Origin of the sequence: Methylocella sp. (assembly GCF_041905455.1) — a bacterium.
GTDB lineage: Bacteria > Pseudomonadota > Alphaproteobacteria > Rhizobiales > Beijerinckiaceae > Methylocapsa.
The window spans coordinates 56,135-70,741 of the sequence record NZ_JAYRLA010000013.1 but is presented as its reverse complement, the minus strand read 5'-3'; the positions used below and the strand labels follow the sequence as shown (position 1 = coordinate 70,741).

Here is a 14,607-nt window from a genome sequence, read left to right as displayed (position 1 = left end):
GGCGCCGTCTTCGCGAGAAACCGCCGCGTTCAGAAATGGTCGGAGGCCTTTTCCGGATCGTCGAGCCTGTGGCGCGCGAGCAGGGGCGCCTGCGCCAGCGCGAAGACGAAGATCAGGATCATGATCCCCGGGAATTTGAACGCCACCCAGACGTCGGTCGACTGGGTGCGCCAGACGATCTCGTTCAGGGCGGCGAGAACGACGAAGAATCCCGCCCAGCGCCACGTCAGCAGCCGCCAGCCGCGCTCGGAGAGGCTCAGCGCCTGGTCGAACAGGATCGGCAGAACGGGCCGGCCGACCGCAAGGCCGATCAGGAGCGCGGCGGAAAAGCACAGATAGAGGATCGTCGGCTTCATCTTGATGAAGGTCGCGTCGCGCAGATAGAGGGTCAGCGCGCCGAAGACGAGCACGAGGGCCGCTGTGATCAGCGGCGCGGCGGGAAGGCGGCGCAGCAGGGCCCAGGACGCCGCGAGCGCCGCGCCGGTCGCCGCGATCAGCACGACCGTCGCGGTGAAGAGGCCGGCCTGCTCGCCCTGCAGCAGCTGCTCCGGCAAGACGAGCGCGGCGAGCGGATGGAAGAGCTGCGGGCGCGCGTTGGCCAGCACGAACAGCAGCAGCGGGCCGAGCTCGAGCGCGAGCTTGAGCAGCGGATTGATCGTCGCCTTGGCCGGAGCGGGGACGCCGGCGGGATTGGAAGTCTCGTTCATGCTCTTGCGTCCGTTGGCCTGCGGTGCGGCGACGCTTTTAGCGCGCCGCCGGAAAAATTGCAGGGCGATTTCTCGCGCGAGGCGCGCCGCGATTGACATTTTGCGGCGCCGGGCGCTGGATCGACTCCTTTGACGGACCAAGCCATTCCCTGACGGAGCGCGACATGAACGCGCGTATCGCAGTCTGTTCGGCGGCGCTCGCCGCCTGTCTTGGCCTTTCCGGCGCCGCTTACGCCGGAGGCTCCGGCGCGGGAGCCAATTTCGAGCGCGATCCCGACCATGGCAACAAATGGGAGGCGTGGAAGAAGCGGGAGCGGGATGCGGACCCGGCCCGCCGCGCCATGACCGCCCATCCGCCGAAGAAGACGCCGGCGCCGATGTAGCGGGCGCCTGCCGCCTCAGCCGTGCTTGAAGAAGGCGATCTGGCCGATGGTCAGCAGGATCTCGGCGACGATCAGCACGACGATCGTCGCCTCGAGCCGCGTCGCGCGGTCGGCGTCGAGAATGTCGGTCAGCACCCGCGCCGTGCCGACGACCATGTCGAGCTTGCGCGACAGCGCGCCGGCGCGCTCGCGCAGCTCATATTCGTCCTCGAGGCGAGCGTAGAGGCGCTCGAGGTCCGGGCGGTCCCACAGCACGTCGGGCTTCTCCTCGACGGCGACGCGGCCCGAGACGCGATGCTGCGCGAGCAGCGCGTCGCCGATGAGCTTCAGCATGGCGCGCCTGCGCCACGGCGGGCGTCCGCTGCGCGCGAGGCTCGCCGCGAAGGGCTCGACCACGTCGAACACGGCGTTCACCTCGCGCTCGTCGCGCCCGAGCGAGACGCTCTTGGCCAGAGCGTCGCACACGACGAGCAGGCGCTCGGGCGAGGCGTCGCGCAGTTCGATAGGGCCGTCCGGCTCGATGCGGTCGACGCCGTCCGGCGCGATGGCGAGCGTCGCGGTCTCGTCGTCGACATGCCCGTGCGGCCCGACGACGCGCAGCTTGACGAGGGTTAGAACGTCGTCCTCCTCGAGCGGCGACAGGCCGATCATCACCGCGACGCCGAAGCGGTAGAGCGCGACGAAGCCGTCGTTTCCGGCGCGGAAGGCGAGGGGATTGGTCGAATAGGCGTCGGCGCGCTCGAGTCCTGCGGGATCGAGGCGGTCCCCGAGAAGGAGCGCGCGCGCGGTGAGGCGGCGCAGGACGGGCGCATGGCCGGGAACGGTGGAGCTCATGCGGCGACCCTGACCGCCGCGGCGGCTTCGCGCAAGCCGGCGTTCTCGGGCCGCGCGGCGATTTTTCCGCGGCGCAGCGCGCGTTTGTCGGAAAGATGAAAATCCGTTGACCGGCGCGCGCGCGCAGTCTATAGCAGCCCGAGATTTTCTGAAGGCCGGCCCATTGGATTTCCCGCTGATCGTACCCTTCGCGCCGAGGACGAACCGGAGCTAGGCTCCGCTTCCGCCGCCGGCGCGCGTCCAAGAGGCCCTTCAGGGGCCTTTTTTGTTGCCCGCGCCCCGGCCTTGCGACCCGGCCGGCGCCGTGGGGCCGCCTGAGGCGGCGAGACGGGCCGCAGTCTGGAGACGAAGATGTCCAATCTGATGAGCGGCGCCGAAATGGTCGTCGAGGCGTTGCGGGACCAGGGCGTCGACACGCTCTTCGGCTATCCCGGCGGCGCGGTGCTGCCGATCTACGACGCGCTGTTCCATCAGAACGAGATCGTGCATGTCCTCGTCCGCCACGAGCAGGGCGCGGCCCATGCGGCGGAAGGCTATGCGCGCTCCTCGGGCAAGGTCGGCGTGCTGCTCGTCACCTCCGGCCCCGGCGCGACCAACGCCATCACCGGCCTCACGGACGCGCTGATGGATTCGATCCCGCTCGTGTGCATCACCGGGCAGGTGCCGACCCACCTCATCGGCTCGGACGCCTTCCAGGAGTGCGACACGGTCGGCATCACGCGCCATTGCACCAAGCACAATTATCTCGTGCGCTCGGTCGAGGATCTGCCGCGCATCCTGCACGAGGCGTTCTACGTCGCCCAGAACGGGCGCCCCGGCCCCGTCGTCATCGACATCCCGAAGGACGTCCAGTTCGCCGTCGGCGAATATTTCGGTCCGCAGCACATCGAGCACAAGACCTACAAGCCGCAGCTTTCGGGCGATCCCGAGAAGATCGAGCACGCCGTCTCGCTGATGCTCGCCGCGAAGCGGCCCGTCTTCTACACCGGCGGCGGCGTCGTCAACTCGGGCCCCGAGGCCTCGCGCCTGCTGCGCGAGCTCGTCGCGCTCACCGGCTTTCCGATCACCTCGACGCTGATGGGGCTCGGCGCCTATCCGGCGTCGGGCGACAAATGGCTCGGCATGCTCGGCATGCACGGCACCTTCGAGGCCAACAACGCGATGCACGACTGCGATCTGATGATCGCCGTCGGCGCGCGCTTCGACGACCGCATCACCGGCCGCCTCGACGCCTTCTCGCCCGGCTCGAGGAAGATCCACATCGACATCGACCCGTCCTCGATCAACAAGAACGTCAAGATCGACCTTGGCGTCATCGGCGACTGCGCGCATGTGCTGCGCCAGCTGCTCGACGCCTTCCGCGCGAGGGGAGAGCGTCCCGACGCCGGCACGCTCGCGCCGTGGTTCAGGGAGATCGAGGCGTGGCGGGCGCGCAAGTCGCTGGCTTACCGGCGCTCGCAGAGCGTCATCAAGCCGCAATACGCCATCGAGCGCCTCTACGAGCTGAGCAAGGGGCGCAAGACCTTCATCACGACCGAGGTCGGCCAGCACCAGATGTGGGCGGCGCAGCACTACCACTTCGAGGAGCCGAACCGCTGGATGACGTCGGGCGGCCTCGGCACCATGGGCTACGGCCTGCCGGCGGCGATCGGCGCGCAGCTCGCCAATCCTGACGCGCTCGTCGTCGACGTCGCCGGTGAAGCCTCGATCCTGATGAACATCCAGGAGCTGTCGACCGCCCTGCAGTACCGGCTGCCGATCAAGGTGTTCATCCTCAACAATGAATACATGGGCATGGTGCGCCAGTGGCAGGAGCTGCTGCACGGCGGGCGGCTGTCGCACAGCTATTCCGAGGCGCTCCCCGATTTCGTCAAGCTCGCCGAGGCCTACGGGCTGCAGGGCATGCGCTGCTCCGACCCCGACAGCCTCGACGACGCGATCATGGAGATGATCGACTCTCCCCGCGCCGTGGTGTTCGACTGCCACGTCGACAAGACCGAGAACTGCCTGCCGATGATTCCGTCGGGCAAGGCCCACAATGAAATGCTGCTGCCCGACGAGGACGACATCGAATCGGTGATCGACGCGTCCGGCCGCATGCTGGTGTGAGAGAAATGAACGCCGTGACCACGCCCCTTCCCATGCCCGCCGCGCCGCTCTCGCCCTATTCCTCGTCGGCCGGCAAGGCCAATGTGGAGACCCACACGCTGTCCGTGCTCGTCGACAACGAGCCGGGCGTGCTCGCCCGCGTCGTCGGCCTGTTCTCCGGGCGCGGCTACAACATCGAGAGCCTGACCGTCGCCGAGGTGGCGCAGAGCGAGCACCTCTCGCGCATCACCATCGTCACCACGGGCGCGCCGCCGGCCATCGAGCAGATCGGCCACCAGCTCGACCGTCTCGTCCCGGTGCACAAGGTGACCGACCTCACCTTGCGCGGCGACTCCGTCGAGCGCGAGCTCGCCATGATCAAGGTGGCGGGCAAAGGGCAGGACCGCGAGGAGGCGCTGCGCCTCGCCGACGCCTTCCGCGCCCGCGTCGTCGACGCGTCGATCGACAGCTTCGTGTTCGAGCTCACCGGCGCGGCCTCGAAGATCAACCAGTTCGTCAGCCTCATGAAGCCGATCGGCCTCGTCGAGGTCTCGCGCACCGGCGTCGCCGCCATCTCGCGCGGGCCGGCGGCGACATGAGGCCGAGCGCCTTCGGGAATTAACCGCGTCCGGCGCGAAAAGCCGCGGCGCCCGACAAGAAGTCCGCACGAATGTGCGGCGGGACCAGGAAAGCACATCCTCCATGCGCGTTTATTATGACCGTGACGCCGACCTCAATCTCATCAAGTCGAAGAAGGTCGCCATCGTCGGCTACGGCAGCCAGGGCCACGCCCATGCGCTGAACCTGCGCGACTCCGGCGTCAAGGACGTCTGCGTCGCCCTGCGCGAAGGCTCCGCCACGGCCGAGAAGGCGAAGGGCGAAGGGCTCGAGGTCAAGAGCGTGGCGGACGCCGCCAAATGGGCCGACGTCGTGATGATGCTCACCCCCGACGAGTTGCAGGGCGACATCTACGCGAAGGACCTCGCGCCGAACCTCAAGCAGGGCGCGGCGCTGCTGTTCGCGCACGGCCTCAACGTGCACTTCAACCTGATCGAGCCGCGCAAGGACCTCGACGTGCTGATGGTCGCGCCCAAGGGCCCGGGCCACACCGTGCGCTCGGAGTACAAGCGCGGCGGCGGCGTGCCCTGCCTCATCGCCATCGCGCAGGACGCCTCGGGCGCGGCGCATGACATCGCGCTGTCCTACGCCTCGGCCATCGGCGGCGGCCGCGCCGGCGTCATCGAGACGACGTTTCGCGAGGAGTGCGAGACTGATCTTTTCGGCGAGCAGGCTGTGCTGTGCGGCGGCCTCGTCGAGCTCATCCGCGCCGGCTTCGAGACGCTGGTCGAGGCGGGCTACGCGCCGGAGATGGCCTATTTCGAGTGCCTGCACGAGGTGAAGCTGATCGTCGACCTCATCTACGAGGGCGGCATCGCCAACATGAACTACTCGATCTCCAACACCGCCGAATATGGCGAATACGTCACCGGCCCGCGCATCGTCACTCCGGCCACCAAGGCCGAGATGAAGCGCGTGCTCGACGACATCCAGTCCGGCAAGTTCACGCGCGACTGGATGCTCGAGAACAAGGTCAACCAGACCTCGTTCAAGGCGACGCGCGCCAAGGCCGCCGCCCATCCGATCGAAGAGGTCGGCGCGAAGCTGCGCGCCATGATGCCGTGGATCGGCGCCAACAAGCTGGTCGACAAGGCGAAGAACTGAGCGTCGAGGCCGCCTCACTCCCGCCCCGCGGAGGCGGGCGGCCCATAAAATTCGTCGAGCCCGGGCAGGCCGGCTGGCAGGAGCGGCCCGCCCTCAGGCTCGGGCTTGAGATTGGTGTAGTCGCCGCAGGCCGTGGCGTAGAAAACATGGCCGCCGGACTCGGCCGCATAGGCGCCCTCGGCGTCGAGCGCCGCGCCGGGGAAGGCGACATTGCAGCGGCCCGAGCGCATCAGCGCGATCGACGCCGCCTTCGGCGAAGGGCCGCCCGCGCGGGGCGGCGCGTCCTCGCGCTTCCACGCCTCCCAGCGCGCTAGCCCCAGCTCCTTCGTCAGATAGAAGCGCTCGATCTGACGCGCCTCGCCCGGTCCCGTTCCGGCGGCGTCGGCGTCGCTGTAGTGCGAGGAGACGATCGTGTCGAGCTTCGCGCCGCCGGCGTAGCGCACGTCTTGCCGGCTCCATGTGGCGTAGCTACGCGAAAAGCGCGCCGGGCAGGCGCGCGAGGAGCCCACGACCAGCGGGCTGCCGACGGCGGCGAGGCGCGCGAGCGTCGCGCCCGAGCCGCCGCGCGGCGGAGCCCGCGCGGGGGCGAGGATCCAGCCGTCCGAGAAGCGCTCCGGGTTGTCGGCGTCCGCCCTGTCGCAGCGCGGGCCGATCCAGAACGCGCCCCCATGCCCGTCCATCGTGCCGGCGATGAAGGCGTAGTCCGCGCTCGTCGCGATGAGGTCGTAGCCCTCCGCCGGGCGCCGGCGCCCGTCGAGCGCGGCGACCCTGTGCGGATTGAGCGCCGGCGAAAACCTCGCGCGAGAATCGTTCGGCTCGACATAGTCGAAGACGCCGTAGGCGTAGGGCGCGCCGGGGCGGCAGACAGCCTTGCAGGATCCGTCCTCGCACGCCTTCGCCGCGGCGGCGAAGGCCGCGCCGCAATCCTCCTCGACGCCGCGGTCGACGGGGCTCACGATCACGAGGCGCTCGCGCCCTTCGCGGTCGCGGCGCATCTGCGGAACGTTCATCTTCTGCGCGTCGCCGGTCGAGCCGAGGACAGTTTCGACTCCGTCGATCCCGCGGCTCTCGACGCCCTGGAACTGGCGCATCCGGTAGGGCAGGCGCGCGTCGCCGGGCGTGAGCTTGCGTCGCCGCGCGCAGGCGGGATCGAGCGGCGTGACGCCCATCAGGACGGCGCCGGAAGCGTCGAGACAGACCTCCATGACGAGGAAATTTTCGATTCCCGCGGGATCGGCGCGCGCGAGCGCCGGCTGCGCGCGAAGGCGCGCGGGAATGGCCGCGCAGGCGAGGGCGCAAAGAAGGGCGGCGAATTTCAACATGTTCCGCATGTCTTCGCAAGGCTCAAAGAACGCGCCCCGACGCGCCCATCGTCATGCCCGCCAGCGCCGAAAAGGCGACGACGAGCAGAGGCGGAGCGCGCCAGACGGCGAGAAGGACGAAACCTGTCGCCGCTACGGCGAAATCCGCGGAGCTTCGCACGGCGCTGGTCCAGACCGGATCGTAGAGCGCTGCGCCGAGCAGTCCGACGACGGCGGCGTTCGCGCCGCTTATCGCCGCTTGCGCCGCGGGCCGCGCGCTCAGCGCCCGCCAGAACGGAAGAACGCCGAGAAGAGCGAGGAAGCCGGGCAGAAAGATCGCGGCCAGAGCGATCGCCGCGCCGGCGATCCCGCCTGGGCCCACGCCCGCGAGCGCGCCGAGATAGGCGGCGAAGGCGAACAGCGGTCCCGGCGCGGCCTGCGCCGCCCCATATCCGGCGAGGAAGGCGCCGTCCGAAACCCAGCCCGGCGCGACGACGGCTTCGCGCAGCAGCGGCAGCGCCACATGGCCGCCGCCGAACACCAGGGCGCCTGAGCGATAGAAGGCGCCGAACAGCGCCAGGGGGCCCGGCGGGAGCGGCATGAACGCGAGCGCGAGCAAGGCGAAATAGGCGACGAGGCAGATAAGGCCGAGGCGGCGCGACACGAAGGCGGCGAATCCTTCGCCCGCCGCCCGCCTCGCGCCGGGGCGAAGCAGCAGGCCGGCGAGACCCCCGGCGAGGATCACGCCGATCTGGAACAGCGACGACGGCGCGAGAAGCATGACGATCAGCGCGCATGTCGCGATCGCGGCGCGCTCCCGGTCCGGGCAGAGGCTTTTCGCCATGCCCATGACGGCCTGCGCCACCACCGCGACGGCGACGAGCTTGAGGCCGTGCAGCAGGCCGGCCCCAAGAGGCGCGTCCGCGACGCCGCTCGCGCCGTAGGCGACGAAGACCATCAGCACGGCGGAAGGCGCGGTGAAGCCGATCCACGCCGACAGTCCGCCGGGCAATCCGCCGCGCATGAGGCCGACGCCGAAGCCGACTTGGCTTGAGGCCGGGCCCGGCAGGAACTGGGACAGGGCGACGAGATCGGCGTAGGCCTGCTCCGTCAGCCATTTGCGTCGCGTGACGAATTCAGTCCGGAAATAGCCCAGATGGCTGATCGGCCCGCCGAAACAGAAGCAGCCGAGCCGCAGGAAGATCAGGAGAATGTCCAGGGGCGAGCCGGATTTGCGGGCGAACGCGCTCGCGCGGTCCGGCGGGGCGGAGCGTCGTCGAAAGGGGATGCGCTCGCTCATGGGCGAAAACTGTCGGCTGGCTCGACGGCGATGTTCGAAGACGCGGAGTTTCTGGAACCGTATCATATCTGCGGGCGAGGTCTCGCGGCGAAGACGCGCGGGCGAAGAAGCCGCTGATCCGAAAAAAGGCCATCCGCGAGGATTTGCGCGACGTACGCCGAATTTGCCGAATCCTTCCTTGCGCTTGAAGCCAAGCGCCTTGCGGAGCGCCGCCGGGCGAGCCCGCCTCGATTAACCGCCCGGCGAGGAAGTCGGCGAAAGCCTGCGCCTCGCCGATCTTCGAGGCGCCGAGCTGCACCAGATGGATGTAGGCGAGGCAGGCGTCGCCCGACCTGTAGACTGCGTCGGTGCGCTTATGAGGCTTCACGCCCGAACGCGAATTCGCCGGAGAGGACGAAATCGGGCATGGGGTTGTCCATGGCGGTCAGGCGCAGACTGCCTCGGCCGTATGGATCGCTGATCACGAGGCCGTTATAGAATCTGAATTGATAGCGCTTGGCGTCCGGCGCCATTCCATCCCGGAATTCCTCGACCATTTCGGTGAGCGTGAGCGTCGGCGTCTCGAACAGCCATCGCAGCTTGCGGTCAAGCTCCGATGCGCCGCCCTTGCTGGCGAGGGTGACAAATTCAAATTTGCTCAGAACCTCTTGCGGTGCAAATCTGCAGCGCAATGGGAAATATTCAACATGCGTCTCCTGGACGTCCTTTGAGCCGACGGCGCAGAGAAACGAATGATCGTCGTCGAAGACGATTGAACTGCAAGAAAAGGAGCTTTCTTTAATCTCAAGGGAAAAAGTTTTCCGAAGGCGCACTTTAGTCCAATTCGGCCGTATGGAGGCGATGAAGCTCCGCGTGTCGGCGTCGCGTTCGTCAATCATGGTTACCCTTTCCACCGAAATGAATGGTCTCGAATTGTTTTCCGCCGATATCGATTTGACGTTCGATCCGGATGTCGCCATTGGCTTTCATCCGAAGCTGAACGGAGTGATCTTCCGTCCAGATACGTTCGCTTCCAGCATCGTCGAACTCGTGAAATTTTTGTTTTGAGCCTCTAAGTTGCTCGAAAAGCGCCTCCGCTTCCGCTTTACCTCCCGGCAGGTCTGTGTTCCAGCGCGAGCCGCCAGGTTGAGGGTTGCTTCCCAAAAACTCCGTTTTCGACGGCAAGCCGCCCGTCGCCGGCTTCGGTCCGCTCGCCGGCCGCGGCGCGCCGAGGGGGAGAGGCGTCGTGTCCAGCGGGTCGATCGGCCGGCCGTGACGGCGGTCTTCCTCCGGCGTCGTCTCGCCGAGCTCGCGGCGCTCCTCATAGAGCTTCTCGTCCTCGCTCCTGTCGCCGCCCTCGGGGCCGCCGGGCGAGACCGAGCGGCCCTCCCTGACGGCCGGCTCGGCGTCGGCGGAGCCTGCGCCGCCCGACGTCCAGCGGCCGCGCTCGTCGCGCGGCTGGTCCGGATCATATTTGCCGAAGCGTTCCTCGCGCTCGAGGCCCAGCGCCTTTTCGAGCGCCGCCGGCGCGAGCCCCGCCTTCAGCAGGCGGTCGGCGAGGAAGCCGGCGAAGGCCTGGCGCTCGTCGATCGGCGGCAGGCCGAGCTGCGCCAGATGGACATGGGCGAGGCAGGCGTCGCCGGACATATAGACCGCGTCGGCGCGCGCGAGCTTTTGCGCGGCTCCAGCCGGGGGCGCGCCGTAGCAGACGGCGAGCAACGCATGAAGACGCTCGCGGTCGTAGAGATCGAGCGCGCCGGACGCGCCGCGCTCCGCGAGCAGCATGCCGGCGCCGAGCGCGAGCCCGTCCTGCGCCAGCGCCGGCAAAGGCGCCAGCGCGGCGCGGCGAACTGTTCAACCGCGCCCAAATTGCGCCCCCTCGGAAGTTCCGCGAGCGTCGGCGGGGGTCTGTCAAGACGACGTCGCTGTCAAAAACAGATTGTGAACAAAAGCGGCGGGCGAAGATGTGCGAAGGCGGGGGAAGCGGCGCGGCGAAGCCGTCTCATCTGCGGCCGCCCGCGCCTGCTTTTCCATAAATTCGTCGAGCCTCGGGAGGCCTATGGGCAGGAGCGGCGCGCCCATGACGCGGCGTTTTCGCGCCGAAGCAAAATTTAATGCGTTGCAAAAGAGATAAATTGGCGCGACTTTCGCTGCATTGAACGACGCGCTTCTGTCATGCGCGACGATGGAGCGTCAAGACCCGGCGACGAACGGGTCGACGTCAGCCGCCGATTCAGGCGGCGGGAATTTCGAAAGGCGGGTACATGCAGAGCTCTCAAGCGCTAGGCAGACCGAAATTGAGCCAGCCCGTCGTCGCCGCGCTCGACGCGGTGAGGGCGTTCGCCGCCGTCTATGTCGTCATTCACCATCTCGCGCATACTTATCTCATAAACAACAAGATCGAGATTCTGACCCGTTTTGGCCAGGAGGCCGTAATGGTCTTCTTCATCCTGAGCGGATTTGTCATATTCGCGAACGAACATTACCGCATTGACAAGCCCGAGCCTTATTTCGGCAGGCGGGCGCGGCGCATATACCCTGCGCTCATCGTGGCGATCGTTCTATCGACCATCGTCGCCTTGTGGAACGGCGATCTGGCGCAGCGGTTCGACCTCGGCGAACTGGCCGCGACCTTGCTTAACCTGCAGGACGTGTCGGCGCTGAAGCCAGGGGTCATATCGAACGCCTATCTCGGCAACCAGCCGCTCTGGTCGCTGTCCTACGAAATCGCCTTCTATATCGCCTTTCCGTTCATCATGGTCCGCTGGCGTCGGGCTCCGAACTTGACGACGCACGCCATCGGCGCAGCGTGCTGCTTAGCCTATGTGAGCTTCGCGCTGTTGCCCAATCATTTCTCGCTCGTGGCGGCGTATTTTCTGATCTGGTGGGCCGGCGCGATGGCGGCGAACGCCTATCTCGACGGACGTCGGACGCTCGGCGCCATTCGCGCGCCGCTGCTTTGGCTCGCGACTTTGTGCATCGTGGCGGCCGGCGCGGTCGCTCTCCATCAAGGCGGGCGCCAGATGCCCGGCGTCTATCCCTATCTGCCGCTTCGGCATTTCGTCACGGCTCTGCTCCTTCTGGTCGTGTTCTTCGGACCCGTCGGCAAATGGGCGGCGAATATCTTCGCCGTGATCCCCGCTCCTTTCGCCGTCGTGGCCTCGATCTCCTACGGCCTTTACATCTTCCATTATCCTCTTCTCGTTCAGTGGAGCTTCGCCCATTCCGCGTTCGGCTTCGTTGTCGCGCTGGCCCTGCTCATCGCATTGTCCTTCGCCGCCGACAGGATGCTGAACAACGCGCTCGCGAAAGCCGCCTGGGCGCGGCCGCGCTTGCAAAAGACCGCCGAAGTCTGAGCCGCAGAAGACGGCGCCTACGTCGCCTTCTGGTAATCCTTCACGTCGGAGAACGCCGCCTCCGGCCATTTCTCCTGCTCGTAGCGCAGCTCCCAGGCCGAGGTCGCCATGAACACGGGCGCGCCGTCGAGGTCGCTCGCCATGGCCGAGGGGTGGGCGCGGATGAATTTGTCGAGCTCGGCGGCGCTCGAAGCGGCCACCCAGCGGCAGGTTTCGAAGCGGCTCTGCTCGAAGCCGGCGTCGAGGCCGTATTCGGCCTTCAGCCGCTCGGCGAGAACGTCGAGCTGCAGCGCGCCGACGACGCCGACGATGGCGCCCGAGCCGTCGTTGGGCAGGAAGAGCTGCACCACCCCTTCCTCGGCCATCTGGCCGAGCGCCTCGCGCAGCTTCTTCGCCTTCATGGCGTCGCCGATTTTCACGCGCCGGAGGATTTCGGGAGCAAAGCTCGGCACGCCGCGAAAAGTCAGATCCTCGCCCTCGGTCAGCGTGTCGCCGATGCGCAGCGCGCCATGGTTGGGAATGCCGACCACGTCGCCGGGAAAGGCCTCCTCGGCGAGCTGTCTGTCTTGCGCGAAAAAGAACTGCGGCGCGTTGAGGGCGATGTTCTTGCCCGTGCGGGCGAGCCGCGCCTTCATCCCGCGCTTCAGCTTCCCCGAGCACACGCGCATGAAGGCGATGCGATCGCGGTGGTTCGGGTCCATGTTCGCCTGGATCTTGAACACGAAGCCGGCCATCTTCTCTTCGCGCGGGTCGACGTGCCGCGTCGCGGCGTCGAGCCCCTGCGGCTCGGGCGCGTAGGCCTTCAGCGCGTCGATGAGGTCGCGCACGCCGAAGGCGCGCAGCGCGCTGCCGAAATAGAGCGGCGTCAGATGGCCCTCGAGGAAGCTCTTCTGGTCGAAGCTCTTGAGCCCCATGCGCGCGAGCTCGATCTGCTCCTGCGCGGTCGCGAAATCCGTTTCCCCCAGAAGCTCGCGCAGGAAGGGATCGTCCGGGCCGGAAACGGGGCGCGGCTCGCCGTCGCGGTCGATCCGGCGCACGAGGTCGGCGTAAAGATCGTAGGTGCCCTTGAACGAGCGTCCGGCGCCGAGCGGCCAGGTCATCGGCGAGACGTCGAGAGCGAGCGTCTTCTCGATCTCGTCGATGAGCTCGAAGGGGTCGCGCGTCTCGCGGTCGAGCTTGTTGACGAAGGTCAGGATCGGGATGTCGCGCAGCCGGCACACCTCGAACAGTTTTCGCGTGCGCGCCTCGATGCCTTTCGCCGCGTCGATCACCATGATCGCGGAATCGACCGCGCTCAGCGTGCGGTAGGTGTCCTCGGAGAAATCCTCATGGCCCGGCGTGTCGAGGAGGTTGTAGACGCAGCCGCCATATTCGAACGTCATGACGGAGGTCACGACCGAGATGCCGCGCTCGCGCTCGATGCCCATCCAGTCGGAGCGGGTCTGGCGGCGGTTGGCCTTGGCGCGCACCTCGCCGGCGAGCTGGATCGCGCCGCCGAAAAGGAGCAGCTTCTCGGTCAGCGTGGTCTTGCCGGCGTCGGGGTGCGAGATGATGGCGAAGGTGCGCCGGCGCGCCACCGGATCGGCGGCCTCGGGGACTGGAGCTGAAGCGGTCATGGCCGCATCAGGTGGCCGCTGGCGGACGGGCTGTCAACCGGCGAGGAGGAGGGGGCCATGGCGCGTGAAGACGATCCTTACGACCTCGAGCGCTTCGTCGCCGCGCAGCGCGGCGTCGTCGAGGAGGCGATGGCCGAGCTCACGCGTGGGCGCAAGACGAGCCACTGGATGTGGTTCGTCTTTCCGCAGCTCGCCGGGCTCGGCCTCAGCGCCATGTCGCGGCGCTACGCGATCTCCGGGCTCGCCGAGGCGAAAGCCTATCTCCGCCACGACGTCCTCGGGCCGCGGCTGCGGGCGTGCGCGCGGCTCGTCAACGCGCATGCCGGCCGCACGGCGCGCGAGATCTTCGGCGCGCCGGACGACCGCAAATTCTTCTCGTCGATGACGCTGTTCGCGCGGGCCTCGGAAGGGGAGAGCGTCTTCGGCGAGGCGCTGGACGCATTCTTCGAGGGCGCGCGCGACGTCGCGACGCTGGACCGGCTTTGAGCCGCGCTCACGCCTTGACGCGCAGAGCGAAGAGATGATCGAGCGGCCCGCGGCCGCCCTCGCGTCCGACCCGCAGCGCGTCGGCGCCCTTGAGCGCGCCGGTGACATAGGCCTTGGCGGAGACGATCGCCTCCAGCATCGGCGCGCCGCGCGCGAGGAAGGCGGCGATCGCCGACGACAGCGTGCAGCCCGTGCCATGCGTGTTGCGCGTTTTTACGCGCGGCGCCGAGAGAATCTCCTCCGTGTCGGCGTCGAGGAAGAAGTCCTCGCTCGTCTCGCCGGCGAGGTCGCCGCCCTTCACGAGCGCGGCCTTCGCGCCTAACCGCAGCAGGCGGTCGGCGGCCTCGCGCATGTCGGCGGCGCCGAGCGGCCGCTCCATGCCGGCGAGTTTTCGCGCCTCGAAAAGATTGGGCGTGACGAGGCTCGCCAGCGGAAACAGGCGCTCGACGATCGCCTGCTCGACGCCGCCTTCGGCCAGCGCGTCGCCGCTCGTCGCCGCGAGCACCGGATCGAGCACGACGAAGGGCGGGGAGAAGCGCTCGAGCCGCTCCGCCACGACCTCGACGATCTGCGCCGAGCCGAGCATGCCGATCTTGACGGCGGCGACCTCGACGTCCTCGAAGATCGCGTCGATCTCTTCGCCGACGAACCCGGGCGGCGCCAGATGGACGGCGCGGACCCCTTGCGTGTTCTGCGCGGTCAGCGCGGTGAGCGCCGCCATGCCGTAGCAGCGCAGGGCGGCGAAGGTCTTGAGGTCGGCCTGGACGCCGGCGCCGCCGCTCGGATCCGAGCCGGCGATGGAGAGAACGTTGGGACTCACGCCAGCCTCCTTTTT

At 67.9% G+C, this 14,607-nt stretch carries 14 protein-coding genes; 6 read left to right on the top strand and 8 right to left on the bottom strand.

The annotated features are described in order from the left end of the window. Nucleotides 1-29: 29 nt before the first annotated feature. Nucleotides 30-707, bottom strand: coding sequence for a septation protein A (locus ACE3OG_RS12015; protein ID WP_374308923.1), 678 nt, complete (start codon nucleotides 705-707; stop codon nucleotides 30-32). Between the two features lie 164 nt (nucleotides 708-871). On the opposite strand from ACE3OG_RS12015, the gene ACE3OG_RS12010 reads away from it, so the two are divergent. Continuing rightward, complete coding sequence (locus ACE3OG_RS12010) at nucleotides 872-1,090, top strand: hypothetical protein (protein WP_374308921.1); 219 nt, start codon at nucleotides 872-874, stop codon at nucleotides 1,088-1,090. 15 nt (nucleotides 1,091-1,105) lie between these two features. Here ACE3OG_RS12010 and ACE3OG_RS12005 read toward each other — a convergent pair whose 3' ends face one another. Further along, a complete protein-coding gene (locus tag ACE3OG_RS12005; RefSeq protein WP_374308919.1) occupies nucleotides 1,106-1,924 on the bottom strand; it encodes an RMD1 family protein in 819 nt (272 codons plus the stop codon). Between the two features lie 351 nt (nucleotides 1,925-2,275). Between ACE3OG_RS12005 and ACE3OG_RS12000 the strand changes: the two genes are divergently transcribed. The 3 genes from ACE3OG_RS12000 to ilvC all read left to right on the top strand — a co-directional run bounded on the left by ACE3OG_RS12000 (nucleotide 2,276) and on the right by ilvC (nucleotide 5,734). Further along, complete coding sequence (locus ACE3OG_RS12000) at nucleotides 2,276-4,033, top strand: acetolactate synthase 3 large subunit (RefSeq protein WP_374308917.1); 1,758 nt, start codon at nucleotides 2,276-2,278, stop codon at nucleotides 4,031-4,033. Nucleotides 4,034-4,065: 32 nt separating this feature from the next. After that, a complete protein-coding gene (gene ilvN / locus ACE3OG_RS11995) occupies nucleotides 4,066-4,611 on the top strand; it encodes an acetolactate synthase small subunit (protein WP_374308990.1) in 546 nt (181 codons plus the stop codon). 103 nt (nucleotides 4,612-4,714) lie between these two features. Further along, nucleotides 4,715-5,734 carry a ketol-acid reductoisomerase gene (gene ilvC / locus ACE3OG_RS11990; RefSeq protein WP_374308915.1) on the top strand — a complete coding sequence of 340 codons (1,020 nt, stop codon included), beginning with the start codon at nucleotides 4,715-4,717 and terminating at the stop codon, nucleotides 5,732-5,734. Nucleotides 5,735-5,748: 14 nt separating this feature from the next. Here the strand turns inward: ilvC and ACE3OG_RS11985 are convergent, their stop codons facing one another. The 4 genes from ACE3OG_RS11985 to ACE3OG_RS11970 all read right to left on the bottom strand — a co-directional run bounded on the left by ACE3OG_RS11985 (nucleotide 5,749) and on the right by ACE3OG_RS11970 (nucleotide 10,141). Then, entirely contained in the window at nucleotides 5,749-7,056 is a 1,308-nt protein-coding gene (locus ACE3OG_RS11985; protein ID WP_374308913.1) for a hypothetical protein, read from the bottom strand. Between the two features lie 22 nt (nucleotides 7,057-7,078). After that, nucleotides 7,079-8,335 (bottom strand): chromate efflux transporter, encoded by a 1,257-nt coding sequence (gene chrA, locus ACE3OG_RS11980; protein WP_374308911.1) that lies wholly within the window; start codon nucleotides 8,333-8,335, stop codon nucleotides 7,079-7,081. Between the two features lie 353 nt (nucleotides 8,336-8,688). Next, the gene (locus ACE3OG_RS11975; RefSeq protein ID WP_374308909.1) at nucleotides 8,689-9,213 is read right to left on the bottom strand and encodes a hypothetical protein; all 525 of its coding nucleotides are present in this window, start codon (nucleotides 9,211-9,213) and stop codon (nucleotides 8,689-8,691) included. After that, nucleotides 9,206-10,141 (bottom strand): hypothetical protein, encoded by a 936-nt coding sequence (locus tag ACE3OG_RS11970; RefSeq protein ID WP_374308907.1) that lies wholly within the window; start codon nucleotides 10,139-10,141, stop codon nucleotides 9,206-9,208. The genes ACE3OG_RS11975 and ACE3OG_RS11970 overlap by 8 nt, the downstream gene beginning before the upstream one ends. A 470-nt stretch (nucleotides 10,142-10,611) precedes the next feature. Here ACE3OG_RS11970 and ACE3OG_RS11965 point away from each other — a divergent pair, with 470 nt between their 5' ends. Next, the gene (locus ACE3OG_RS11965) at nucleotides 10,612-11,670 is read left to right on the top strand and encodes an acyltransferase family protein (RefSeq protein ID WP_374308905.1); all 1,059 of its coding nucleotides are present in this window, start codon (nucleotides 10,612-10,614) and stop codon (nucleotides 11,668-11,670) included. 17 nt (nucleotides 11,671-11,687) lie between these two features. Here the strand turns inward: ACE3OG_RS11965 and ACE3OG_RS11960 are convergent, their stop codons facing one another. Further along, nucleotides 11,688-13,286: a peptide chain release factor 3 gene (locus tag ACE3OG_RS11960; protein WP_374308903.1), complete on the bottom strand. Its 1,599-nt coding sequence runs from the start codon at nucleotides 13,284-13,286 to the stop codon at nucleotides 11,688-11,690. 57 nt (nucleotides 13,287-13,343) lie between these two features. On the opposite strand from ACE3OG_RS11960, the gene ACE3OG_RS11955 reads away from it, so the two are divergent. Then, nucleotides 13,344-13,772 carry a DUF1810 domain-containing protein gene (locus ACE3OG_RS11955; protein ID WP_374308901.1) on the top strand — a complete coding sequence of 143 codons (429 nt, stop codon included), beginning with the start codon at nucleotides 13,344-13,346 and terminating at the stop codon, nucleotides 13,770-13,772. A 7-nt stretch (nucleotides 13,773-13,779) separates the two neighbouring features. On the opposite strand, the gene thiD is transcribed toward ACE3OG_RS11955, so the two are convergent. Then, nucleotides 13,780-14,592, bottom strand: coding sequence for a bifunctional hydroxymethylpyrimidine kinase/phosphomethylpyrimidine kinase (gene thiD / locus ACE3OG_RS11950; protein WP_374308899.1), 813 nt, complete (start codon nucleotides 14,590-14,592; stop codon nucleotides 13,780-13,782). Nucleotides 14,593-14,607: the final 15 nt, after the last annotated feature.